Genomic DNA, 25,081 nt, shown 5'->3' on the forward strand with positions numbered 1-25,081 from the left:
ATCCCAGCGAAGGCTGGGACCCATGTCGCTATCCTCAATCGTCGGCTTAATGCGAATAGCGACATGGATCCCAGCCTTCGCTGGGATGGCGATGTAAGGCGAATGTCGCTCAGGCGTCCGCTTCGGTAAGTTCGAGGCGCGGGAACAGCGGCTTGGGCGCGGCGAGGATGAAGTCGCTATCAGCAGGAATGGAATACCAAAAGGCGCCATCTTCACATGATCGCTCGCCTTCGGGCACTCCCATTTGGTCCAGCAGCGTCGTCGCGCTGGCCGGAATGATGGGTTGAATCATGATGGCGAGGCTTGCAATGGCCTCGTACAGCGTGCCCAGAACCGCCTCCATTCGCACCGGGTCAGTCTTGCGCAACGTCCAAGGTGCCTGCGCATCGATATAGGCGTTGCACGCAAAAACAGCGCGCATCCACGCTTCGATCGCTACAGATGGAGCAAAGTCGTTCATTGCCATCCGAAAGGCGTAGGCCGCTATCCCCAAGCTTTGCTGAAGCTCTTCATCGACATCCTGCTTTTCGCCCTGCGGCATACGACCGTCCAGGTTTTTTGCAATGAAGCTGAGTGTCCGCTGCGCCAGATTGCCGAAGCTGTTGGCAAGTTCACTATTTGACTTTTGAACAATAGCTTCCGGGCTATAGCTTCCATCATTTCCGAAGGTAACTTCGCTCAGCAGAAAATAGCGGAGCTGATCGACGCCAAAAGCCTGCGACAGTTCCAGCGGGTCGGCGACATTGCCAACCGATTTCGACATTTTCTCGCCCCGGTTGAGCAGGAAGCCATGGCCGAATACCTGTTTCGGCAAAGGCAGATTGGCGCTCATCAGGAAGGCAGGCCAATAGACCGTATGAAAACGGACAATATCCTTGCCTATAATATGGAAAATGTCGCCGCCCTTTTGCCAAAACGTGCGGTAATCCCGTGTGTCGGCCGGGTAACCAAGGCCAGTCAGATAATTGGTGAGCGCATCGACCCAGACATACATGACATGGCCATCGCTGTCGGGTACCTTGACGCCCCAGTCGAAACTGGTGCGCGAAATGCTGAGGTCCGACAAACCGCCTTCGACAAAACGCATGATTTCGTTACGCCGGCTTTCGGGGCGGATGAAATCCGGCTGGCTTGTATAGAGGTCGAGCAGCGGCTGCTGATATTTGGAAAGACGGAAGAACCAGCTTTCCTCCACTGTCCATTCGACCGGTGTTCCCTGCGGTGAAAGACGAGCTTCCCCTTCCCCGCCGATCAGTTCCTTTTCGTCATAAAAGGCTTCGTCGCGGATGGAGTACCAGCCTTCATATCGGCCAAGATAGAGGTCGCCATTGGCTTCCATCGCTTTCCAAAGCGCCTGACTGGCCTCATGATGCGCAGGTTCGCTGGTGCGGATAAAGCGGTCGTAGCTGATATTCAGGGCATCATCCATTTCCTGAAAATAGCCTGACATTTCATCGGCGAGCGCGCGGGGTTCAATGTCTTTGGCGCGCGCGGCTTGCGCCATTTTCAGTCCATGTTCGTCCGTGCCGGTCTGGAACCGCACGTTGCGGCCCATCAACCGCTGGAAACGCGCGATCGCGTCAGTCGCAATCGCTTCATAGGCATGACCGATGTGCGGGCGGCCGTTGGGGTAACTGATGGCCGTGGTGATATAGAAAGGCTGGGACATTGTGGTCTTCTGTCAGGAGGTTTGGCGGCCTTCCTAGACGCAGGGGCGGAATTTTAGAAGGGGTGATCTGGTATCGACTGAATGTGGCGCTCCGCCGTGAGGGCGCCACGGCTTGTCTGATGCCGCTTGGGCGTGATCCGATAGGCTATAAGGTGCCTTTGTAAATTCTTGATCGGATCACGACTTGGGAATGAAAAAGCGGCAGCTGATGCGCAGGAAACGTGTGCTCGTGACGGGCGGTGCTGGCTTTTTGGGATCGTTTCTGTGTGAAAGGCTGCTGGCGCTGGGCAACGAGGTCCTGTGCGCCGACAATTTTTTCACGGGCACGCGCGACAATATCGCGGCGATACTGGGCAACTATCGTTTCGAGTTATTGCGCCACGACATAACGTTCCCCCTCTATGTCGAGGTGGATGAGATATACAATCTCGCCTGCCCGGCCAGTCCGATCCATTATCAGCATGACCCGGTACAAACGACCAAAACCAGCGTACACGGCGCGATCAACATGCTGGGCCTCGCCAAGCGCACAGGCGCGCGGATATTGCAGGCCTCCACTTCGGAAATTTATGGCGATCCTGAAATTCATCCGCAGAACGAAAGTTATTGGGGGCGGGTCAACCCCATCGGGCCCCGCTCCTGCTATGATGAGGGAAAACGCTGCGCCGAAACACTGTTTTTCGATTATTGGCGGCAACATCGACTGCCGATCAAGGTGGCTCGAATATTCAATACCTATGGCCCGCGGATGCAGCCCGACGATGGCCGCGTCGTTTCCAATTTCGTCCTTCAGGCGCTTCGGAACCAGCCGATCACGATTTATGGCGATGGTCAGCAGACCCGATCCTTCTGTTTTGTTGAGGACTTGATCGAGGGACTCATCCGGTTGATGGACTCGCCCGATGACGTCACGGGGCCGGTGAACCTAGGCAATCCGGTGGAATTCAGGATGCTTGAACTGGCGCAGATGGTAATCGCACTGACCGGCAGTGCGTCGAAACTGGAATACAGCCCGCTGCCGCAGGACGACCCACGCCAGCGCCAGCCCGATATAGGCCTTGCCCGACAGTTGCTGGATTGGCAGCCCGCCGTGTCACTCGAAGAGGGGCTGGGCCGGACTATCGACTATTTCCGTCAGCAGATGGATTTGGGTCAGATAGAGGGATGAATGGGCGGACGATATTGGTGACCGGCGGGGCGGGCTATGTCGGTTCGCATTGCTGCAAGGCTTTTGCGCAAGCCGGATGGAGGGTGGTCACGTTCGACAATCTTTCACGTGGTCATGCCGAAGCGGTCAAATGGGGGCCGTTGGTCGTGGGTGACATATTGGACCGGACCGCACTGGATGCTGCGTTCGACGAGTACAGGCCTGACCTTGTCGGTCATTTCGCTGCCTTCGCTTATGTCGAGGAATCGGTGCGCCAGCCGGAACTCTATTATCGCAACAATTGCATCGGCAGCTTCACCCTGCTTGACCGAATGCGCGCGGCAGACGTTTCAAAGCTCATATTCTCCAGCACCTGTGCCACTTATGGCGTGCCCGAGCGCGTGCCAATCGACGAAGCGCATCCCCAATGGCCGATCAATCCCTATGGCTGGTCAAAGCTGATGGTGGAAAGAATGCTCTCTGATTATGCAGTTGCTCATGGGCTGGACAGCGTGGCGCTACGCTATTTCAACGCCGCCGGATGCGATCGGGATGGAGATATTGGCGAATGCCATGATCCGGAAACCCACGCCATTCCGCTGGCTATAGCGGGCGCCTTGTCCGATCAGCGGCCCTTCACCGTCTTTGGCACGGATTTCGACACTCGCGATGGAAGCGCCGTGCGCGATTATATCCATGTTGATGACCTTGCGGCAGCGCATGTCCTGGCGGGCGAATGGATCATGAAAAGGCGCGGCTTTCATCCTTTTAACCTGGGTACTGGACAGGGTACAACCGTCCTTGAGATCGCCCGCACTGTCGGCCGGATTTGCGAGGCCGACCATCCACCGCACATGGGGCCGCGGCGGGCCGGCGACCCGCCAGTGTTGATCGCCGACGCCGCCAAGGCCCACCGCGAGTTGGGATGGAGGCCGACGATGTCGGACATTGATATGATCGTGCGCACTGCCGTGGCTTGGCAGAGACGACAGACAACTGACGCTGATCCGACTACAAACTCTTTAACATGCCCTAACAACTAAGCCAGGGCGGCGAGGGATATGCCGGGTCGTGGTTCGAGCATTTCGGCAGGTGGCCCCTCCCCCAGCATTCGTCCTTCGCTCAGGCAGATGACATGATCCACATGGCGCACCGTTTCCAGCCGATGGGTGATGATCAGGATCGTTCGACCCGCAAATCGCTGTTCCAGAGCCTTGCGAATTTGCGCTTCCAGTGCGGTATCGAGCGCGCTGGTTGCTTCGTCGAGGATCAATATGTCCGGGTCGCGCAATATGGCGCGGGCGAGCCCCACGCGCTGCCTTTCGCCGCCGGAAAGGTTGAGCCCCTGCTGTCCGATCCAGTTCCTGTCGCCATATTCCAGCCCGGATAGCATATCGGCGAGACCCGATAAGGCATAGGCTTGGGCCAGTGCTGCTTCATCGGCGTCAGGACGGGCCATCAGAACATTGTCCCGCACCGTTCCCTCCACCAGGTCGATATCCTGACCAGCCACGGCAAGCGCCTGCAGCCATTCATCGCGGCGAATATTCCCGATCTCCACGCCATCGAGCAGAATCTGTCCACTTTGGGGTGTGTAGAGGCGCAGGAGCAGGCTTACGATTGTTGTCTTGCCTGATCCACTTGCGCCTACCAGCGCCGTGGTCCGCCCGTGAGGAATATCAAAGCTCACATTGTCGAGTGCATGCTTTCCGTCATAGCCGAAAGTCACATCGCGAAAGCCAATGCTCTGATATTGATCGGGCATGGGAAGCATTCCCTGATCTGGAAAGGATTTTCCGGTCCGGCCGATCATGCGTCTCACCGACTGTAATTGCGGAGATGACTGGGCGAGAAAAAGAGAATTGCTTTCAAACTCCTGCAAATGCGGTTGCAAGCGATAGAGCAGCGCGACCATCGTCAAGGTCGTATGGAAATCGACCTTGAGCAAGCCAGCGCCTCCAACGATAAGGCAGATTATGGCCAGGTAACCCATCTGTGTCGCGGGGCCGATGGCAGCCGAAAGCCTTTCCATTCGGGCGAGGCTCCGCCGTGCGGCTGCCGATGATTTGAGAAATGCCTTTTGCTGTGCCCTTTCCCGGCCATAGGCGCGAATGGCGCGCATCCCCTGAAGCGTCATCAGCATGAGCGCGCCCATGGACTGATGTTCCGATTTCACTGAAGCGCCAAGCTGAGTCACCGGACGGGACAGGCGCGCAAGGAACAGCGAGACCAGAGTGGCGCACAGGGCAGCGATCAAAGTGATGCGCCACGAAAGAAGCAGTAGGAAAAAGACAAAAACCGCTATCGCGCAGACATTTATGATCAGGCGCATGAAGGCATTATAGGCCGCCGCCACCCCCCAGCTGTCAGTGCCCAATATCTCCATCAGCTCAGCCTGTTCATGGCGGCGGATAAAATCATAGGATACATCGAGATACTGGCCGTGAATGACATTCCGGGCGGTCTCGCTGATGCGGGCGGCAAGACCCAGCGAAATGCGGCTATAGGCATATCCTATAATGCCCCTCAGCACGATCAGCGCGAATATTGCAGCTGCAAGCTGTAGGGGACCGCCGAGCGCCTGCAATATCGACGCCGCCAGTTGGCCAAAGTCCCGTGCAGCCGCACCCGGCGCATCAAATTGGCCTAGTGCGGCATATAGGAAGAGAATGATGAGGCTGATGCCAGCCGTTTCCGCGAGTGAAGCAAAGACGCCCAGACCGATCAGCAGCGGCGCGGTGCGCTTGGCCGCCGGGGCGATGTCCAACAAGACGCGTAGGTCCTTAAGAGCCGCGATCTTGCCGCCCGTGGCAGTTTTTCCGGCGTCAGCCATGGCTCGTCTCCCCCATCGCTGCGCCATCATAACAACCGATCAGGAAGCGGGACGGTGCATAATCGCGGCGGCGACGTGGCTTCCCGGCGACACGGAGCCGCAGTCCCCTGATAATCGCACGCGGAAGCTTCCAAGCAAGCAGCATGGAACTGTTGACCGGCTTTTGTCGGAAATAGGCCAGAAACAGACGAACTCCTGTCCGAAAAGCGCCCCGTTCTGCCGCTGTGAGGATACTCCATTCCAGAAAATAGGCGCGCCCTGCCATGATGTCGCGGTGGTGCGCGGGATGGCGGCTCAACATTTCTGCCGCCACCAGATCGAACGAACGGAGCATGCGCAGCATGTCGCTGGACATGTTGCCCGGCAGCACGCGGTAGCCGGTGAGAGGCTCGGGTACGAGGGCAAAGCGATATTTCTCGGCAATACGGAAATAGATCGAGAAATCTTCGCATCCTTGCGCACCACGCGCATGCAAGCTGGAATCGAAACCACCCGCCTCCTCCAACGCAGCCCGGATCATCAAGGCGGCGCTGCCATTGCCGATGAAATTCCCCAGGAACATCGCCTTCAACACATCCCCTTGTACAATGGGGCGGTGGCTGCGACTGGTGATCAGGCTGTCTTCGTCGATCCGGGCGTACCAGGTATAGGCAAGCCCGGTCCCCGGCCCTTCCGCCTTTAGCGCGGCCAATTGCCTTTCGATCTTGGACGGCGCCCAAAGATCGTCAGCATCCACAAAGGCAATGAGGTCGGACGCAGCGACTTTCCAGCCCCGGTTGCGCGCCGCGGCAACGCCTGCATTGGCCTGTTGCATCAGGCTGATGCGCGGATCGCTCGCCGCAAACGACAATATCATCGCCTGCGTATCATCAGGCGAACCGTCATCGACCACAATGATGTCCAGCGGCGCATGCGTCTGGGTCTGCACGCTTTGCAGCGTCTCTCCGATGGTTTCAGTCGCCTTGTACGCAGGGATGACGACGCTCACCAGTTCCATTGGATTCAAAGGGGCCACACCCAGCATATCGGCAAAGCTGTCGAACACGATTCCATGTGCATCCGGCTCGATATGTTCATCCAGAATGATCCGAAGCCGCTCTTTGGTTTCGGCCCAACTGCTTGTCAGGTGAGCAGGCGTACAGCAGGCGCCCGTGCATAGAGCCTCCATCAACAGGGATGCAGTCATGCGCGCTTCGCTGGCCGGGACAGAAACGGCCGGAAGTTCGGGCAGCCAGTTGGGAAGCGGGCGGTCTTGACCGGCGGATAGCGCCGCGCACCAAAGGCCGAACCAGGCGAGGCTCAATTCTTGCTCGCCATGCCCATTCGACTGCCCGGCAGCGCCTTTGTCAAGCAGCGTGGCAGCGTCGCGGAAAAGCTGCCCCATATCTTGCGACGCCGATCCCCGCCGCAGACAATAGCGGGCATGGACATCCTCTACCGGGAGAAATCGTGCGCCGGAAAAGGCCAGCCTCTGCCATAGGTCCCAATCCTCGCAGGTTTGGAAGCATGTGTCGAAACCGCCCAGATTTTCCACCTTGTCGCGCGCAAGCATGACCGTATGCGGCGTCGCCAACGGATTGCTCCGCCCAAACACTCGCCGTGCATCGGCTGCAATTTCGGGAGAAAAACGCGGCATGAATGCCTGCCCCTCCGGCGTAACACGGACATATCCGCAATAACTCGCGCCCGCACCGGGATCACTCCTGAGCTTTTCTGACAGCCGCGCCAGATGATCGGGCGCAATCCAGTCATCCGCATCAAGAAAAAGCAGCGCGCGGCCTTGCGCATGACGCAACCCCTCATTGCGGGCTGCCGCAACGCCAGCGCCAGCGGTCTCAACCAGTTGGAAACGGGCATCACGGTCGCAATAATCCGATGCAATTCCGGCTGTAGCATCGGTCGAGCCATCGTTGACGATGATGACGTGCCAATCGTCCCATCGTTGGGCGAGCAGACTGTCAAGCGTGACCGCCAGCGTGGCCTCCGCATTGCGTGCGGGAACGACGACGGAAACGGCACTCACGGCAATTGCGGCCTGCCGTGCCGCAGATAATAGCCGATACCCGCCAGAAGGCCTGCGATTTCCCGCCAGAGGAAGCGATTTTCCGGTCGATCGCCGTAGCGAATTTTACGCCATGCTCGCTTGGCATCATAGCGCGGCAGGAAATAGAGGAGGCGCCAGAGACTCCCCCGGTTGCCGCTGCGCTCATATTGTACGAGCAGGGCGGCCGCATGTCCCTTCATATAATGATATATCTGGCTGCCCAGCCCCGCCAGATCGCGCCGGTGATAATGATAGGCGACCGCTGCGGGTTCGTAATGGCATGTGCCGCCCCGGCTCAGGATACGGTGCCAATATTCGGAATCTTCCGAACAACCGGCAGCGCCAGCACCCAGCCGCGTGTCGAAATAGCCGGCCAATTCGAAGGCTCGGCGGTGGAACGCCATGTTCGCCCCCGCCCCGATCTTCCACGCTTCGCAGCCCGTCCCCTTGTCGGCGGCAAAGAAATCCGCATCGAACGCCATAGGTTCATAGCCTTGGCTGAAACCCCAGTAAGTTTCGAAATGTTGCTGCGCCTCAGTCTCCAGCTCAGCCGGAAGGACAAGGCCGGTCACAGCCAGCGCCTTGCTGTCCTGAATGGCGAGAGTCAGCCGTTCCAGCCAGCGAGGGTGCAGGACGACGTCGTCATCTGTAAAGGCGATGACGTCCGATGTGGCGTAACGAATTCCGCTGTTGCGTGCCGCTGAAAGGCCGGGACGGTCCTCTCGTACATATTTGACGCCCGCTGCATCTGCGACACGGCGCGTGCGGTCGTCGCTGGGCGCATTGTCGACGACGATGATTTCCAGTGGCTTGAGGCTTTGATGCGTCAAAGAGGCAAGGCAGCTTCGCAGCGCATCGGGGCGGTTGCGCGTGCATATAATCACCGAGGCATCAAGCGCCGGACGCCTCTTTTGTATAGAAAAACGCTCCGCGCGCTTGCAGGCCGAGGACGCCGAAAATACTTGCCAATGGGCTTTCAAATCCACAAGCTCACCCGGCAGACCATCGTCCATGACCTGCCCTACCGGAACGTCTTCCCACCAGAAGACGACAAGCGTTCGGGTCGTTTCGCGGACAAGCGCGGGCGGCATGCGGAAGGCATCGACGTGTTCAATGGCGATGCGCGACATGTATGGCTCCTGATCCTTGGGCATAGAGCATGCTGCAAGTTGACGACCACACAACACCGACTCGCGGCGGCAGGTTCCGATTTTGAGGCAAACGGCGCTATCTCTGGTCGCTGCCCTCAGGCACTTTGTCGAGACGGAAAGGAGAAGCCCTTGAGCGCGGCAGAAAATAGCACCGTATCGGTCATAATACCGGCCTATAATGCGAGTCGCACTCTTGGTGAGACGCTTCAAAGCGCCCTGGCGCAGACCCATGCCGCGCTGGAAATAATAGTTGTCGACGATGGCTCGACTGACGAAACGCCGGAAATTGTCCTGGCTCATGCTGCCAAAGACGACCGCGTGCGATTGCTAAGACAGGCGAATTCGGGTGTTGCGGCGGCGCGCAATGCAGGAATTGCAACATCCATCGGAAAATTCATAGCGCCGCTCGACGCCGACGATCTTTGGCATCCGGCGAAAATAGAGCGGCAACTCCGCGTCTTTCGTGACGGCGGGGATCGGCTTGGTCTGGTATATAGCTGGTTTGCACTGATCGACCGGGATTCGCATGTGATTCAACTGCGGCATCAGCCGCGGCATCAGGGCGACGTGCTTTCAGCGCTCGCCTATAATAATTTCATCGGCAATGGCAGTTCGGCCCTTATCAGGCGCGCAGCATTCGACCGGACCAGCGGCTATGACCCCCTTTTACGCATGCGCGGTGGGCAGGGCTGCGAGGACTGGAAGCTCTATTTCGAGATTGCCGAACGTTATGCGTTCGGACTCGTGGCAGAACCGCTGACGGGTTATCGCGACCTTCCCGACAACATGTCGAGCGATGTGCTGCAAATGCTGCGTTCGCGCGATCTGTGTACGGCAGATCTGCTGCCTCGCCACCCTGAGCTGGCGAGAGCCTTTCGTTCCGGCCGCAATCGTCTGAGCCGTCTTCTCTTTCACCGTGCTATCCGGCGGGGTCGAGCCGATGAAGTGGGCAAGCTGGCGCTGTCCATCGGACGGCATGATCCCGTTTTTTTCGCGCTGCTGGTGGGAGCCCTGCCCGTTTCGGTTCTGAAAGGCGTGATCGGCCGCGTTTGGCGCAGCGGCGGCTATCAGGGACAATCGGCCAGCGATTTCGCAGAACTCAATCCACTTTAAAGCCCGCAGGCCGCGCATTGGTCCCGATCACCTCATTGAAAAGATCCGTCAGCAACTGCAGGTGGCGCTCTGCGGAATATTCAGCCTGCGCCTTCAAAGGGCCAGCGCAGCGTAGACGTCTGTCCAACTGCGAATCCGCTAGCAGCTTTTCAATACAGTCGGCCAGCGCGACCGGATTGCCTGCCTGAAAGAGCAGCCCATCCTCTCCATCTTTGATGGCTGCGGCGAGTGAGCCCAGATCTGAAGCAATGACGGGCACACCCGCGCAAATGCTTTCCAGATAGGAATTGGGCAGATTTTCGAACCATCGCGAAGGAATAATCGACGCGATTGCGCGGTCCAAAAGCTCCGCTACCGCTTTGGCCGGAACCGGTTTTTCGAAATGGACGCAATCATGGAGACCAGCCCGTTCGCTCCGCCGGATCAGCGCTCTTTCATAGCTCTCATATTGGGGGCCTCCCAATATACGGAGCGGCGGCGGCTTGCCCATACGATGTTTGAGGATCGCCATGGCATCGATCAGCGTCTCCAGACCCTTCGATGGATCAAGTCGTCCGGTATAGAGTAGATATTCCGCCGAGCCGTCCTTACGCGGCGAGAAAATTTCCTCATCGGCGAATGTCGGGATGCAGGTCAGTTTTTCGGGAGCAAAACCGCCCTTGATCATCATGTCGGTCAGAAAGGGATTAGTCGTCACGAACCGATCGATCAGATCGAAATAGCCTCGTTTGCGGTGAAGCCATGTGGCAGCCGCATCAAGTGCGGATACAATGCGGCTGTCATGAACGCAGCCATGCAGGACGCCGGGCAACAGGCGGCCGCCAAGGCATAGCGTGCACATTTTTCCATCGCGGAGAAAATGATGCTCGGCGCAAAGGAAGCCATAATCCGATACTCTGACGACGATGGGTATTCCTGTCTGGCGGAGCGCCACGAGAACGGATGGCGACAATTTTCGCAGGAAAAGCATCAGATACGCAACATCAGGCCGAAAGGCTTCGATCAAACGCGACAGATCGCGTTCGACCTCTCTGGAATAAAACAGACGGGCAACAGTCTTGGTATAAGTCGCGGGATGTTTGCGGTGTTCATCGAAATAAACCTCATCCCGCCCGCCGATCGGCGATGTGAAGTAATCCGACCATTGACTGGGCCGGTTTTCCTCATAATCAATCGAAAAGACAGCTGTTTCATGCCCGGCGCGCTGCAGCACCCGTTCCACATTAAACAGGTAGCGCTCCGCGCCGCTCGCGACGAAATAGCGATGGTTGATCAGCAACAGTCGCAATTTTCTTCCTCACGCAGACCTGCCGTTGGCTAGTCATCCAGTTGCACTATGGCGGCAGCCGCCACCAATTCAAATGCTCCTGAATCGCGAGATATGACCTTTAGGATTAATCTTACTGAGATTTAAATGGTCGGGGAGACAGGATTCGAACCTGCGACCCTCTGGTCCCAAACCAGATGCGCTACCAGGCTGCGCCACTCCCCGAGGTCGATGTGCCTTAAGCACCCCTTCGCTCTTCTGGCAACCCGAAAAGGCCGCGCCGGGGCGAAAGAATGAAATTTACAGACGAATTGGTGGGCCCGGAGGGACTCGAACCCCCAACCTAGCCGTTATGAGCGGCCGGCTCTACCGTTGAGCTACAGGCCCCCACCAGTCGAAGGCCGTCCGATAGCGGACCGCTGCTTGTCTTTGCAAGCCTTTATGCGGAATTCAGGCGGGGGCACAGCAGCAAGAAACTCATCAAGCGATGCCGCTTGAACGCCGCGCAGCGTCATGCGGTTCAGCACAGCATCCCACCAGCCATAAAAAGCCCGTAGATCGGCGGCATCCCGTACATATGGCGTATGTCCCGGCTCCAGCGAAGGCGAATGGAAAGACAGGTTCAACACGCGCACGCCATCGTCCAGCATTTTGTCGATCGCTTCAAGGGCATTGCCCACCGGAATACCTTCGGGCGTCAGTGCCACGCGTGTCAGCATGCCAAGCTTCGACAAGCCACCCGGTAGAGGGCCGAATTTCCGGGCAAAGCTGTATAGTGGTCGCCCGAGTCCCCGCAAATATCCGGTAAAGGTCGTAGATAGCGGCAATTCGACCAGCCGACGCTCCGGCCCAGCCCAATAGGGCACAAGCGGAAGGTGATAGAAGTTCGGACCAAGCTGATCGCGGTAATCAAACAGTGCCCGTACGGAACTGTCCAGGAGGAAGCCCTCCTCCTCCAGCAAGCGAGCGCTATTTGGCCCAACCCCGTAGCGACCGGCCCGAAAGCTGACCGGCGGCTTGCTCAATTCTGCTGTTATCCGGTCGCGAAGTGCACAAATTTTGGCGCGCTCCAGTTCCTCCGGTAAGCTGCCGACATAGCTGTTGGCGGCTGTCACTTGCTCTTCATGCGGTGGATTGACCCAGGGATGAAGCTGCGCCCCGACATCGCACTCCCCCGCCGCCAACCATGCCCGCAGCAATTCGACGGCAGCAGGGCTTTCTAGGATCGGATAATCGACCATATGTACTGGACGCACTCCCGATCGGGTCAGATAACTCTGTCCTTCAGCAAGTCCCCGCAGGCTGTTGACTGTGTGGTCCGTTCTGGAAAATGGCTTTCCCCAGTCAAACTCTTCTTCCGTGTCGATAAACAGTGTGAAACGCACACCAAATTCGGGCGCGAGCGCGATGACGTCCCGCTGGTCGGGATAGCGGTTGAAGGCTCCGTCGTGAGTATCGGTCCGCATGGCGGCAGAAGGCAAGTTCATTCCCTTTCGATGTCGAAGCCGAATCAAGCTTTGACGGGAAAATGACTCATGGGAATGAAGATTCCGGTAAAATGCGAACGGGACAGCCCGCCAATAATTCGATCAGGCGCCGGTTCCGCTTTCCTCCGCCTCGACCATGGCGGGCAAGGTGAGAATGAAGCGGTCGTTCTCGATCACGAATTGCCCTCCACCACCGCGCGCCAGATTCTGTACAAGCCGAAGCGAAAAACCGATGCCTAACAGGGGCGCGTCCGGCCATTCGCCATCGGGTCCATAAGCAGGATCGAACATGTCCGCTTCTGCCATACCCCGCAAAGCTATCGGACGATCCAGAGCAAATACGATCGCTCTGCTGCTGTGGTCGTATGAACAATGGCCTTGGACGGGCTCTCCCGGACCCGAAACGGACAAGACCGCACGTAACAGATGCTGGAACATGCGTTCGGCCTGCACGGCTTCCAGCCCCAGTGGCGGCAGTTCATCCCCTGTCTCTATGCTGAGCCGCGCAGCTGCGCCGTTGTCGCTGAACCGGGCCGCAAGTCCAAGCAGGAGATCGGCGGCATCAACGAATCCCGGACGCGATTCCAGATCGCCGCGTTCGATACGACTTGCCAGATCCAGATCATCGAACGTGCCGAGCAGCTGCTGCGCATCTGTAACGATATTGCTCGCCAAGGTGCGATATTGCCCACTTACAGGTCCGAAAAACTGATGATCGATAATTTCCGCAAAACCCAAAATGGCATTGAGAGGCGTGCGCAGCTCATGGATCAATTCGCGCAGCGATTCGCCGGGAACGGATGATCCGTAAAGTCCCCCGGAGCGGCCTGTAGTCGCGCTGACTTCATGCAGATGCGGTCGCCGGACATTGCCTCTGTAACCCTGAAACCGGCCGGTTTGCTGGTCGAAATAAGGTATGGCCGACATCCGCCACTCGCCTGCAAGTCGCCCCGATTCGATCGTAAAACGCGCATTACGAAAGGCTGTGCGATGGCGAAAAGCCCCTGCGACGTGCCCGTCCGGACCGGCATTGGCAAATGGCGGCGGCTGGGAAATGGAAAGACCGATCAATTGGGCACGCGGAGCATCCTTCACCCAATGGATGACGCCGTCCATATTGGTTTCAAAGCTGAATTCTCTGATTTCATGCTCAGTTGCTTCCCCAACGGCAGCATCCAATTCCTTGCGCGTTTCAGCGACAGGCGCACGCAAGCCGCGACCACTGGTAAAGCTTTCGATTCGATCCACCAGGCGGCGGATCTGGCTTTCCTCCTCCTGCGGCTCCGATATGGCTTGCAATGGCGTTTCTGATTGAGGGCTTCCCTCATTCGCATTGGCCGCCATGCGATTGGTCAGCACCAGATCATGCGCGCCAAAGCTGTCGATTGCCCGGCGTGCAAGTGGCCCCAGATCGCGACGGTGGCGCAATATACCTCGTGCGGTAGGTGACAGCTCCCCAATCAATTCGGCCCAAGATGCATCCGGCAATTCCGCGCGGGCCATTGCCGCCGCGCAAATCGCGGATCGGTCCGCGGCAAAAAAACGAATGAGTCTGGGCGAACGCAAACGGCTGCCCAAGTCAACAACGGTGGATATCCGTTGCCGTTCGCTGATCTGATCACGCATGGATTCCAGTATATGTATCAGCGATTCCCGGTCAGCGGGCGCTATCGCATCGCCGCTCGGCCGGTCGAACTGTGCCAGTAAATCGACACATTGCCTCCAACGGGTCACAGCCCCGTTTCCATTTGACGACTGCGCCATAAGCACAGTCTGCAATATGTCATTGAAGCGCAATGCTGGCTCCCGAACTTTCCTAATCTTTCATTAAGGTTTTCGAATAGGCCGGTTCACGCGAAATAGGAAGATACCAGAATGAAACGTCGCATAGTGGGACAATTGCATTTTCCTGAAATATTATTAGTATCCGGCGCATCAACAGGAAAGGTTATTGCAAGTTCATGGCTGGAATGAACATCGACGACATTGACATGCAGATACTGGCCGAATTGCAGGACAATGGCCGCATGACCAATGTGGATCTGGCCAAAAAGGTGGGCCTGACCGCGCCACCCTGTTTGCGCCGGGTGCGTTCTCTGGAAGATAACGGCGTAATTAAATCATACCATGCAATGATCGATCAGGCTTCGCTTGGTTACAGCATTACCGTTTTTGCGATGGTCAGTCTGAAAAGCCAGGCCGAAGCCGATTTAAAGGCATTCGAAGATCATGTCGCGCATCTGCCGGAAGTGCGTGAATGTCATATGTTGAACGGCGAAATCGACTTCATGTTAAAGGTCGTCGCGCGCGATCTGCAAAGCTTTCAACAATTCCTCACGTCGCAACTAACGCCGGCGCCTAATGTAGTGAGCGTCAAAACTTCGCTTACGATCCGCACCGCGAAAAATTTGCCCGGCGTCCCGCTACGGAAATGAAACTTATTTGGGAGTCGCCGCCGCCGTCTGACTTGCCCATAGCAGCCAGAATTGAGCAATGTCGGTCCATGGCCCGGTAACAGCGGAAAGGACCTTTTGGGCGCCTTCCCGATCACCCGAACGTGCTAACGCGATACCCAGCCGGGTATTGATTAGCCCTGGATCCGCAGATGCTTGTGCCAGCGCAGTTCGATAGAGTTCGGCGGCACGGCCATATTCACCAAGCGCCAGATAACCATTGGCCGCTTCTCCCGCGCTCGCGGCCTTGGCTGCTTGCGTAGCGAGCTTCGCCCGGTCCTTGGTCGCTCTGGCTGCGGCGGTCTTGTACATGCCTGCAATAGCCGCATCGCCCGTCAATAGACTGCCGTCGGCTCGACCAGCCTCTATAACCGCCTTGGCCTCGCCATATTGGCCATTGTCGACGGCCGCCTGCGCATAGGCCTGATAATCACGCTCACTTGCCAGTGCATCACGGGCGGAAACAAGGCGATAGAGGTCCAGCCGCATCGCCGAGGTCAATGCAGGATTATCCAGGTAATTACTGATAGCGCTGCGCCAGTTTTCGGGCGCCGGATACTGCGTGATTTTCTGCCTGTACCAGGATGCAAGGCCACTCCAATCCTTCGCCTTATAAGCGAAGGATACGGCCCGATCATACCATGATGCATCGGCTTTTCCGCCTGCGGCGCGTTGCTGTGTCACGGCTTGAGACAAGAAACCCATGCCCTCCGGATAGTTGCCCATCCGCAGATGAGCATCTGCCAGCATCAGTGTTGCTTGTGGACTGTCATACCCTAACTGCCGTGCATACGTGATCTGCGCCACACAGTCCTTCAACTCATTCAGCATGAAACTGAAATAGCCGGCCAGATAACGTAGATATGGTATCTCGCTTCCGGGGGCTCCACCGCTTTCCAGCATCGCATTCAATGCTTTCCGTTGCGCGGTAAAATCAGCCTGTTTCGCCGCCAACTGCATATGCAACGCTGCGGCGATATATTTTTCCGAACCTGTGTGAGCGGCCGCCTCAAGCGCTCCTATCCGGGCGCTGGCGGTCACGGTGTCGCCCATATCCATTGCTGCCTGAGCATTGCGCGCCGCCAAACGAAAGTCATTGCCAAGAACATAATCGGGCGTCTTGCTTTTTTTTGCTGCATTAGCACCGGTCGACAGTCCAAGCACCAAGGCTGCGCCCAGTGTGAGCATTATGCGAAATGAGTCGTTTTTCATAAAATCTTTCGCTGTACCGCAGTCACAACGACCGGATATGAAAACGGGAGCAGAGGAATTCTGCTCCCTTTTGAATTAGCATTCAAATCAGCCTTGCTGCTTGCCAAGCCACGTCAGCCAGAATTTGGCAATATCCTGCCGTGCTCCTGCCGTGACCTTTTCAAATGCGGCTTTCGCCCCGGGCAAATCGCCCGACCTGGCCAGCGCAATGCCAAGGCGTGTATTGATTTCATTGGCATCGACGGAGCCCTTCTGCAAAGCAAGCTTGTACAGTTCCGCTGCCTTTGCATATTCACCATAGCCCAGATAGGCATCGGCAGTTGATGATGCGACCTTGCCATTGGCTGCCTTCGCCGCATCGCGCGCGCCTGCAGGGAGACTGGCCTTGTCGCCGGCTATGCGGCTATTGGCGATGCCGTAGATTTCGGACAGGCGCGCTGGGCCGATCTTGGTCTTGCTGCGACCTTCATCTATGACCGCCTTGGCTTCGCCGGGCAGACCGCTGCTGACCGCCGCTTCAGCATATTCGGAATAATCATGTTCGCTCTCCAACGCGCCTGTCACGCGCATCAGGCGCATCAGATCAAGATTTTCGGCCTTGGTCAGCGCGCGATGCGTATCCTGATAGCCGCGCAGCAAATTCCGCCAATTCTTCGCATTCGGGTCCGCGTCAACGGTCATCATCGCCCAATCGCTGGCCTCCGGCAATCCCGCAAGATAGGCGAGCTGGAATCCACGCTCATACCAGCTGGCGGGGACGGCTTTGCCCTCGCTTTTTTCAATTTCCACGCCCTGTTTGAGATGCGGCAATCCGGCCTGCACGGCGGCCTTCCCATCCGGCGTCAACTGATTGCCCTTGGCAGTGGCGGTCGCTTTCTTGAAATAGGCTTCGGCAAGCAACACATGCGGGGCGCTGCCTGGAAAACCCCCATCGACTGCCTGTTGCAGATGAGAAATCGCAGCATCAACGTCGTCCGCATTCAACGCGAACTGGCCGGCATAGAAATGATATTTGGGAGCTTCGCTCGCCGGGGACGCTCCGCTCGCCAGCATGCCTTCCACTCCGGCGCGCTGCATCGCATTATCATTCAGGCCAATGCCAAGCTGGAGACGCAAAAGATGAAGCGTATAAATATCATCGGGCGTTTTTGCCGCGGCTTCGGCGGCCGCTAGCTTGGTTTTGGCAGCTTCGAAGTCCTTGTCCGTAATCGCCTTTTGCAGTTCTGAGGCAGGCGTGCGGAAACCGTCGCTGAAATTCTGTTTTGGTGCCTTTTCCTTTTTCGCGGCGATGGCGGGTGATGCGCCCACCACGGCAACGCCAGTGACCGTCAGCAAAAGGCCAAGGGCCAAGGGAGAAACGAAACGCATAATATTACCCTCCAAACACTTCCTTGATACGGCTCTGATGATGTCCCTAGATGCCGCGCCGGTCCTGCACAAGACCAACTCTCGTTCATGGACCTAGACAGTCGTGACTGAATACCGGTTGAACGCGTTTACAGCCCCTTTGACCGACCGCTCCGCCTCGGCTAGGCGGAACGCATGCTCACTCTCCTCTCGCCCGCCAAATCACTCGATTATAATTCAGCTCTTCCAGATCTTCCGGTCACGAGCTTGCGTTTTGGACCGCAAACCGAAGAACTGGTGCGCGCCGCAGCAAAGCTGAAAGCTGGAGACTTGAAAAGGCTGATGCATATATCGGATGCCTTGGCTGAACTGAACGTTGGACGCTATGCCGATTTTTTTGGCCAATCGGAACGGCCCGCCATCATGGCCTTTGCGGGCGATGTCTATGTCGGATTCGAAGCGCGCAGCCTTCCAGAAGAATCACTGCATTTCGCACAGAATCATGTGCGCATATTGTCGGGTCTGTATGGCTTATTGAGGCCTTTCGATGCGATCCGTCCCTATCGACTGGAAATGGGTACGTCGTGGGCGCCCAAGGCCAAAAATCTGTATCGATACTGGGGCGGGCGCATCGCGGCGCTGATTGCCGACGATATGCGAGCACAGGGCACTGACGTACTGGTGAACCTGGCCAGCCAGGAATATTGGAAAGCTGCCAAAGAACATATGCCGCCGCACATTCGCGTCATCGACATAGACTTTCGCGAACGGGGACCCAACGGTCTGCGATTCAACAGCTTCGGGGCAAAAAGGGCGCGCGGGATGATGGCGCGATACATGTGCGAACATCACCTGACGGATGCCGAATCACTCAAATCCTTCGATAGCGATGGTTACAGCTACGATCAGGAAGCGTCTTCCGAGTCCATGTGGCGCTTCGTCCATCGATGATCCTGTATTTTCTCGCGCGTGCGCGTGCGCGAGGGGTGACATAACTCGCCCCCTCGGCTAGAAGCATCACCGAACTGCCACTCAGAAAAAAAGAGTAAAACATTTGAGCACCGACGAGACATTACTCGCCGATCCTTCGGACATCAGACCCATCAATATCGTTGACGAGATGAAGTCGAGCTATCTCGACTATGCCATGTCCGTCATCGTCAGCCGCGCCCTGCCAGACGTGCGCGATGGATTGAAGCCCGTGCATCGCCGTATCCTTTATGCCTGCCAGGAAGCGGGCTATGTCGCGGGGCGCCCCTATCGCAAATGCAGCCGCATCGTCGGTGACGTCATGGGTAAATATCACCCCCATGGCGACAGCGCGATCTACATGGCGCTTGCCCGTTTGGCCCAGGACTGGTCGATGCGGGTTATGCTGATCGACGGTCAGGGCAATTTCGGGTCGATGGACCCGGACGATCCTGCGGCCATGCGGTACACCGAGGCACGACTGGCAAAGGTTTCCAACAGTCTGCTGGACGACCTCGACAAGGATACGGTCGATTTCACGCCCAACTATGACGCATCGGAAAGCGAACCGCAGGTGTTGCCCGCGCGTTTCCCGAATCTGCTGGTCAATGGCGCGGGCGGTATCGCCGTTGGCATGGCGACCAACATTCCGCCCCATAATCTGGGCGAAGTCATTGCAGCGGCCCTCGCCTATATCGACAACCCAGCGATCAGTGTGGATGAGTTGATCGAAATCGTGCCGGGACCGGACTTTCCGACAGGCGCAACGATCCTTGGCCAATCTGGTGCGCGGTCCGCATACCACACGGGGCGCGGTTCGATCATGGTTCGATCGAAATATGAAGTCGAGGAAGGGCGTGGCGACCGCCGGTCGATCGTTCTGACCGAGATTCCTTACCAGACCGGCAAGAACGGCCTTGTGGAAAAGATCGCCGAAGCCGCCAAGGACAAACGGATCGAAGGCGTTTCCGACATTCGTGATGAATCCAATCGTCTTGGCGTGCGTATCGTCATCGATCTGAAGCGCGACGCGACGCCAGAAGTCGTGTTGAACCAGCTTTGGCGTCACACCCCGGCGCAATCGAGCTTCCCCGCCAACATGCTCGCCATTCGGGGCGGTCGTCCCGAACTGCTGAACCTGCGCGACATTATCGAAGCATTTATCAAGTTCCGCGAAGAAGTCATCACGCGCCGCACCAAATTTGAATTGAACAAGGCGCGGGAGCGGGCGCATCTTTTGCTTGGCCTTGTTATCGCCGTCACCAACCTGGACGAGGTCGTCCGGATCATCCGTGGCTCCCCCAGCCCCCTCGCCGCGCGCGAAGCGCTGATGGCGCGGGAATGGCCGGTGGCTGAGATCGCAGCTTATATCAAGCTGGTCGAAGCCATCGAACATGAGGTTGAAGGCGACACATACAAGCTGAGCGAACTGCAGGTACGCGCCATACTCGACCTGCGTCTGCATCGCCTGACCGCCCTTGGTCGTGATGAAATAGGCAATGAGTTACAAGGGCTTGCAGTCCATATTGAAGAATATCTCGCAATTCTCGGCGATAGGGTCAAGCTCTATAAAGTGATGCGCGGCGAGTTGGAGGCTGTACGTGACGAATTTGCGACGCCGCGCCGCTCGCTTATTGCGCCTGCTGCCGACGGAATCGACGACGAAGATCTGATCGAGCGTGAAGACATGGTCGTGACCGTGACCCTGCAAGGCTATATCAAGCGTACCAGCCTCGACAGTTTCCGTGCTCAGGCGCGTGGCGGCAAAGGTCGCGCGGGTATGGCGACCAAGGACGAAGACGCCATCACCAATCTGTTCGTGACCAGCACGCATACGCCGGTGCTGTTCTTCTCCAATCATGGCAAGGTCTATCGCATGAAGGTCTGGCGCTTGCCGGAGGGCGGTCCGGCAACACGCGGACGACCGATGGTCAATCTGTTGCCGCTTGCCAATGGCGAAATCATTCAGACCGTCCTGCCCCTGCCGGACGATGAGGAAGAATGGAAGAATCTGCATGTCGTGTTCGCAACCGCGCATGGCGGCGTGCGGCGTAACAGCATGGATGCCTTCACCAATGTCCCAACGAATGGCAAGTTCGCCATGCGGTTCGACGAAGATGCCGAGGACCATCTGATCGGTGTTGCTTTGCTGACAGAAGGGGACGACGTCCTTCTGGCTACGCGAAACGGCAAGGCAATCCGCTTTGCCGCCACCGATGTCCGCGAATTTCAGAGCCGCACCTCAACCGGCGTGCGTGGTATGACGCTGAAAGATGGCGATCACGTCATTTCGCTCTCGATCCTCCACCGCGTCGGTACAAGCCAGGAAGAGCGTGAGGATTATCTGCGCTTTGCCCCCTGGAAGCCCGAAAAAGACGGCGAACCAAGCATGGACGCCGAACGGTTCCAGCAACTTGCAGAACAGGAACAGTTCATCCTTACAGTCTGCTCCAATGGCTATGGCAAGCTGTCATCCGCCTATGAATATCGCCGCACGGGTCGGGGTGGTCAGGGCATCACCAATATCGACAATATCGAACGTAACGGCCCCGTCGTCGCCAGCTTCCCCGCGAACAAGGACGATCAGCTGATGCTCGTCACGGATCAGGCAAAGCTCATTCGCATGGGCCTTGATTCTCTGCGCGTCATCGGCCGCAATTCAGCGGGTGTGCGTTTGTTCAACGTTGCCGACAATGAACATGTGGTCAGTGCTGCAAAGATCAAGGAAAGCGAGGGAGAAGAAGGCGCAGAAGAGGTCATTGGCGAAACGGAGGCGTAAGCGATGGGCGAACTCTTCGTCTATAAAGTTTTCACCCGCGATCAATGGAAGACCTTTGGAAACGACAGGGTCTTCCAGGGTGCGCCTGTCGATCTGAGTGATGGCTATATCCATATGTCTACGCGCGAGCAGGTGGCTGAAACCGTGGCAAAGCACTTTGCCGGCCAGGATGATCTGGTGCTCGCGATGGTCGATCTTGCCGCCCTGGGCGATGCGGTCAAATGGGAGGTATCGCGCGGAGGGCAGAAGTTTCCGCATTTATACGAGCCGCTTCCCTTGGCTGCGGTTGTGACCAAAGCAACCCTTCGATTGGGTTCCGATGGCAAACACAGCTTTCCGGCGGGGTTTTAGGGTCTTATCCACCGTCATATCCGCGAAGGCGGGGATCCAGCTCCAGACCTGTTCGCGTGATGTGACATTGGGAGATGGATTCCCGCCTTCGCGGGAATGACGAAGAATTGGCTCAACAGTATGAAATAACCTTCCACTTGCCATCCGCCCCGCAAAGCCTATCTCCCCAGACCATGACATATCAGGTTCATATCATCGGTGGCGGCCTTGCCGGTTCAGAGGCGGCATGGCAACTCGCGCAAGCTGGCGTCAAGGTGCGCCTGTCGGAAATGCGTGGTAGCGGCGACATGACGCCAGCGCATCAGACCGATGGCCTTGCTGAACTGGTATGTTCGAACAGCTTCCGTTCGGACGATGCGGATCGCAATGCGGTCGGACTGCTCCATGCCGAAATGCGCAACCTGAATTCACTCATCATGGCAGAAGCCGGCAAAGCAAAGGTGCCCGCCGGATCGGCGCTGGCTGTCGACAGAGACGCCTTTTCCGCCGGTGTCACCCGCGCCCTTGCCGAACATCCCAATGTGGAAATTGTCCGTGAGCGGATCGATGCTCTTCCATCGTTCGGCCTGACGATCGTCGCCACCGGCCCTCTGACTGCCATGGGTTTGGCGGAAAGTATCGGCGCGGCAACAGGGGAAGAGGCGCTGGCCTTTTTTGATGCCATTGCACCCATCGTCCATCGTGACAGCATCGATATGGACATTTGCTGGATGGCGAGCCGTTGGGACAAGGTGGGTCCGGAAGGCGACGGCAAGGATTATATCAACTGTCCGATGAACAAGGCAGAATATCTCGCCTTTCATCAGGGACTGCTGGATGGCGAAAAGACCGAATTCAAGCAGTGGGAAAAGGACACGCCTTATTTCGAAGGCTGCATGCCGATTGAAGTAATGGCCGCGCGGGGGCTCGACACTCTGCGTTTCGGGCCGATGAAGCCGGTGGGCCTCGACAATCCGCGCACGGGTCACTGGCCATGGGCAGTGGTGCAACTGCGGCAAGACAATGCGCTCGGCACGTTGTGGAACATGGTGGGGTTTCAAACGAAGTTGAAGCATGCCGCGCAGGTCGAATTGTTTCGTACCATTCCAGGGCTGGAAAAGGCGGAGTTCGCGCGGCTGGGCGGGTTGCACCGTAATACCTTCATTCAATCGCCCAAGCTGCTGGATCGACAGTTGCGCCTGAAAAAAACGCCGCACATCCGTTTCGCTGGTCAGATCACGGGCTGCGAGGGCTATGTCGAAAGCTCGGCCATCGGTTTGCTTGCCGGACGTTTTGCGGCGGCTGAACTGGCTGGAAATGCTATTGCCCCACCCCCGCTATCAACGGCCCTTGGTGCATTGCTGGGCCATATTACCGGCGGCGCGACAGCCGATAGCTATCAGCCGATGAACGTCAATTTCGGCTTGTTCCCGCCGATGGACGAAAAAGTGCACAAGAAGCAGCGCAAGGAAGCCATGACGTCACGCGCGCGGGCGGAATTGGCTGAATGGATGGCGGAAATTGCCTGACCACCCGCTATCCTGCCTGACCTTCGCCATTCACTGTCCCTGCACTGCCTACCGAGCTGTCTATCAACCCCGACCTCATCATCAGCCAGAACAGGATGATGCCCGGAACCGCTGCCAGCGTGGTGAGCAGGTAGAAATTCACATATCCAAACGCTTCGATCAGCGCACCCGCCGTTGTTCCAGTCAGGAACCGTCCGACAATGCTCGCCGCCGCTGAAATCATTGCATATTGTGATGCGGTAAAGCGCAGATCACAGAGCGCCGAGAAATAAGCGACGACGGTTACTCCGCCGATGCCGCTGGCAAAATTTTCAAACCCAATGGCGCCCGCCATCCCCCAATTGCTGTGTCCCGCTGCGGCCAGCGCGGCAAAGCTGAAATTGGACACGGCCATCAATATCAGGCTGAGCAGCACCGATCGCTTCATCCCCATGCGGGAATAAAGGATACCGCCAATGAATATGCCGGCCAGATATGCCCAGAAACCAAAGCCAATGTCGTATATTGCAATCTCGTCATTGCTGTAACCGAGATCTTCGAACAACAGGCGGAATGTCAGGTTCGCCAGCGTGTCTCCGATCTTGTGCAATAGGATGAACAGCAGCACCAGAAACGCTCCACGCCGTTTGAAGAACTCGACGAGCGGTCCTGCTATCGACTGCCACACTTCCGCCATACCGCGTTTCTCGCTTGGCTCTCTATGACGCGCTGGTTCGCCCATGATGAGGCCGGTCAGCATGGCGGGCAAAGCAAACATGGCGCAGGCGAGATACGCCCCCTGCCACCCAATGCGCGCCGCCAGGACCAGGGCAAGGCCGCCCGCCGCCACGGACCCTATGCGCCAGCCATATTGCACCATGCCCGACCCCACACCCAACTGTCGCGGTTTCAATATCTCGATACGATAGGCATCGATCACAATGTCGAATGTAGCCCCGGCAACGCCCACCAACACGGCGGCATACGCCGTTTCCAGCAAGCTTGTTTGCGGATTGACGAGAGCAAGATTGGCCACCGCGGCAATGACGAACACCCCGGCAAGCAGCAGCCAGGACACGCGCTGGCCCAGCCGGCCCAGCAACGGAATATGGACGCCATCGACAATCCATGCCCAAAGCCATTTCAGATTATAGACAAGAAAGGCCAGCGAAAAGGCGGTTACAGCCTTCTTGTCAATACCGTCCTGCGCCAGTCGCGTGGTCAGCGTCGCGCCGATCATCGCATAGGGAAAACCCGATGAAACCCCCAAAAAAAAGGCCGCAAGCGGCGCAGCTTCGGTATAGGGTCGCACGGATTCCGGCAATGCCATGCGCCAACCCTTTACGTCTTGCGCTGCCTCCATCGCCTAACCCTCCGCTTGCTGTAACCGTCTGCGAAACTATAGTAATTTCAGGCTTTGACCAGTGCGCAAATCTTGTCAGAACAGTCTGAGCGCGCGCGGCAGACGACCAGGCTTTTCACCGCGTAAAATAGCGTCGCTGATCTCTATAGCGGTCAGCAGGTCACGTTGGGCATAGGGCTTTGACAGGCATCCAATAGCCAGATGCTTGGCGTCGGCCGGACAAAAAGCGGTCACGAACAGTACGGCGACCCCCTTGTCATGCGCGATTTGCGCAACATCGATGCCACTCCGCTTGCCGGTCAGTTTTATATCCGCCAATATCAGGTCGATCTTGGCCCAGTCGGCCCGAAGCTGCGATTTTGGTCATCTTGGAGAACACGTCGGGAACGGGCTGGTTGTTGTTGACGAT

Annotated in this window: 19 protein-coding genes and 2 tRNA genes; 8 read left to right on the plus strand and 13 right to left on the minus strand. The window is 57.4% G+C overall.

Annotation, left to right across the window (positions count from 1 at the left end; translation table 11 throughout):
- Positions 1-109 precede the first annotated feature (109 nt).
- The gene (gene metG / locus L3X40_RS12045) at positions 110-1,669 is read right to left on the minus strand and encodes a methionine--tRNA ligase (RefSeq protein WP_237365889.1); all 1,560 of its coding nucleotides are present in this window, start codon (positions 1,667-1,669) and stop codon (positions 110-112) included.
- 190 nt (positions 1,670-1,859) lie between these two features.
- Here metG and L3X40_RS12050 point away from each other — a divergent pair, with 190 nt between their 5' ends.
- Both L3X40_RS12050 and galE read left to right on the plus strand, forming a co-directional pair.
- Positions 1,860-2,837 carry a UDP-glucuronic acid decarboxylase family protein gene (locus L3X40_RS12050; RefSeq protein ID WP_237365890.1) on the plus strand — a complete coding sequence of 326 codons (978 nt, stop codon included), beginning with the start codon at positions 1,860-1,862 and terminating at the stop codon, positions 2,835-2,837.
- Positions 2,834-3,859, plus strand: coding sequence for a UDP-glucose 4-epimerase GalE (galE, locus tag L3X40_RS12055; protein WP_237365891.1), 1,026 nt, complete (start codon positions 2,834-2,836; stop codon positions 3,857-3,859). Before L3X40_RS12050 ends, galE begins: the two co-directional genes overlap by 4 nt.
- Here the strand turns inward: galE and L3X40_RS12060 are convergent.
- The 3 genes from L3X40_RS12060 to L3X40_RS12070 are packed head-to-tail and all read right to left on the minus strand — an operon-like array spanning position 3,856 to position 8,823.
- Complete coding sequence (locus L3X40_RS12060) at positions 3,856-5,649, minus strand: ABC transporter ATP-binding protein (RefSeq protein ID WP_237365892.1); 1,794 nt, start codon at positions 5,647-5,649, stop codon at positions 3,856-3,858. The genes galE and L3X40_RS12060 overlap by 4 nt on opposite strands.
- On the minus strand, positions 5,642-7,672 hold the full coding sequence (locus L3X40_RS12065) for a glycosyltransferase family 2 protein (protein WP_237365893.1): 2,031 nt from the start codon (positions 7,670-7,672) through the stop codon (positions 5,642-5,644). Before L3X40_RS12065 ends, L3X40_RS12060 begins: the two co-directional genes overlap by 8 nt.
- Complete coding sequence (locus L3X40_RS12070; RefSeq protein WP_237365894.1) at positions 7,669-8,823, minus strand: glycosyltransferase family 2 protein; 1,155 nt, start codon at positions 8,821-8,823, stop codon at positions 7,669-7,671. Before L3X40_RS12070 ends, L3X40_RS12065 begins: the two co-directional genes overlap by 4 nt.
- A 150-nt stretch (positions 8,824-8,973) precedes the next feature.
- Between L3X40_RS12070 and L3X40_RS12075 the strand changes: the two genes are divergently transcribed.
- The gene (locus tag L3X40_RS12075; RefSeq protein ID WP_237365895.1) at positions 8,974-9,957 is read left to right on the plus strand and encodes a glycosyltransferase family 2 protein; all 984 of its coding nucleotides are present in this window, start codon (positions 8,974-8,976) and stop codon (positions 9,955-9,957) included.
- Here L3X40_RS12075 and L3X40_RS12080 read toward each other — a convergent pair.
- The 5 genes from L3X40_RS12080 to L3X40_RS12100 all read right to left on the minus strand — a co-directional run bounded on the left by L3X40_RS12080 (position 9,944) and on the right by L3X40_RS12100 (position 14,445).
- Positions 9,944-11,245, minus strand: coding sequence for a glycosyltransferase (locus L3X40_RS12080; protein ID WP_237365896.1), 1,302 nt, complete (start codon positions 11,243-11,245; stop codon positions 9,944-9,946). The two genes, L3X40_RS12075 and L3X40_RS12080, sit on opposite strands and share 14 nt — an antisense overlap.
- A gap of 127 nt (positions 11,246-11,372) precedes the next feature.
- A tRNA-Pro gene (locus tag L3X40_RS12085) sits at positions 11,373-11,449 on the minus strand.
- Between the two features lie 87 nt (positions 11,450-11,536).
- Positions 11,537-11,611, minus strand: a tRNA-Ile gene (locus L3X40_RS12090).
- Complete coding sequence (locus L3X40_RS12095) at positions 11,602-12,690, minus strand: polysaccharide deacetylase family protein (RefSeq protein WP_237365908.1); 1,089 nt, start codon at positions 12,688-12,690, stop codon at positions 11,602-11,604. The genes L3X40_RS12090 and L3X40_RS12095 overlap by 10 nt, the downstream gene beginning before the upstream one ends.
- Before the next feature lie 123 nt (positions 12,691-12,813).
- Positions 12,814-14,445, minus strand: a complete 1,632-nt coding sequence (locus L3X40_RS12100; protein WP_338331142.1) for a histidine kinase dimerization/phospho-acceptor domain-containing protein — start codon at positions 14,443-14,445, stop codon at positions 12,814-12,816.
- Positions 14,446-14,672: 227 nt separating this feature from the next.
- Here L3X40_RS12100 and L3X40_RS12105 point away from each other — a divergent pair, with 227 nt between their 5' ends.
- Positions 14,673-15,146 (plus strand): Lrp/AsnC family transcriptional regulator, encoded by a 474-nt coding sequence (locus tag L3X40_RS12105; protein WP_237365897.1) that lies wholly within the window; start codon positions 14,673-14,675, stop codon positions 15,144-15,146.
- 3 nt (positions 15,147-15,149) lie between these two features.
- Here the strand turns inward: L3X40_RS12105 and L3X40_RS12110 are convergent, their stop codons facing one another.
- On the minus strand, positions 15,150-16,376 hold the full coding sequence (locus L3X40_RS12110) for a hypothetical protein (protein WP_237365898.1): 1,227 nt from the start codon (positions 16,374-16,376) through the stop codon (positions 15,150-15,152).
- An 87-nt stretch (positions 16,377-16,463) separates the two neighbouring features.
- Positions 16,464-17,744: a hypothetical protein gene (locus L3X40_RS12115; protein ID WP_237365899.1), complete on the minus strand. Its 1,281-nt coding sequence runs from the start codon at positions 17,742-17,744 to the stop codon at positions 16,464-16,466.
- Between the two features lie 174 nt (positions 17,745-17,918).
- Here L3X40_RS12115 and yaaA point away from each other — a divergent pair, with 174 nt between their 5' ends.
- The 4 genes from yaaA (at position 17,919) to trmFO (ending at position 23,330) form a co-directional block, all read left to right on the plus strand.
- Entirely contained in the window at positions 17,919-18,674 is a 756-nt protein-coding gene (yaaA, locus tag L3X40_RS12120) for a peroxide stress protein YaaA (RefSeq protein WP_237365900.1), read from the plus strand.
- Between the two features lie 103 nt (positions 18,675-18,777).
- Complete coding sequence (gene gyrA, locus L3X40_RS12125; RefSeq protein ID WP_237365901.1) at positions 18,778-21,471, plus strand: DNA gyrase subunit A; 2,694 nt, start codon at positions 18,778-18,780, stop codon at positions 21,469-21,471.
- Positions 21,472-21,474: 3 nt separating this feature from the next.
- On the plus strand, positions 21,475-21,822 hold the full coding sequence (locus L3X40_RS12130) for a DUF952 domain-containing protein (protein WP_237365902.1): 348 nt from the start codon (positions 21,475-21,477) through the stop codon (positions 21,820-21,822).
- A 173-nt stretch (positions 21,823-21,995) separates the two neighbouring features.
- Positions 21,996-23,330 carry a methylenetetrahydrofolate--tRNA-(uracil(54)-C(5))-methyltransferase (FADH(2)-oxidizing) TrmFO gene (trmFO, locus tag L3X40_RS12135; protein WP_237365903.1) on the plus strand — a complete coding sequence of 445 codons (1,335 nt, stop codon included), beginning with the start codon at positions 21,996-21,998 and terminating at the stop codon, positions 23,328-23,330.
- Between the two features lie 7 nt (positions 23,331-23,337).
- On the opposite strand, the gene L3X40_RS12140 is transcribed toward trmFO, so the two are convergent.
- The gene (locus L3X40_RS12140) at positions 23,338-24,639 is read right to left on the minus strand and encodes an AmpG family muropeptide MFS transporter (RefSeq protein WP_445177185.1); all 1,302 of its coding nucleotides are present in this window, start codon (positions 24,637-24,639) and stop codon (positions 23,338-23,340) included.
- A 108-nt stretch (positions 24,640-24,747) separates the two neighbouring features.
- Complete coding sequence (locus tag L3X40_RS12145) at positions 24,748-24,990, minus strand: hypothetical protein (RefSeq protein ID WP_237365905.1); 243 nt, start codon at positions 24,988-24,990, stop codon at positions 24,748-24,750.
- Between the last annotated feature and the right edge of the window lie 91 nt (positions 24,991-25,081).

The sequence above is a fragment of the Rhizorhapis sp. SPR117 genome (genome assembly GCF_021742065.1).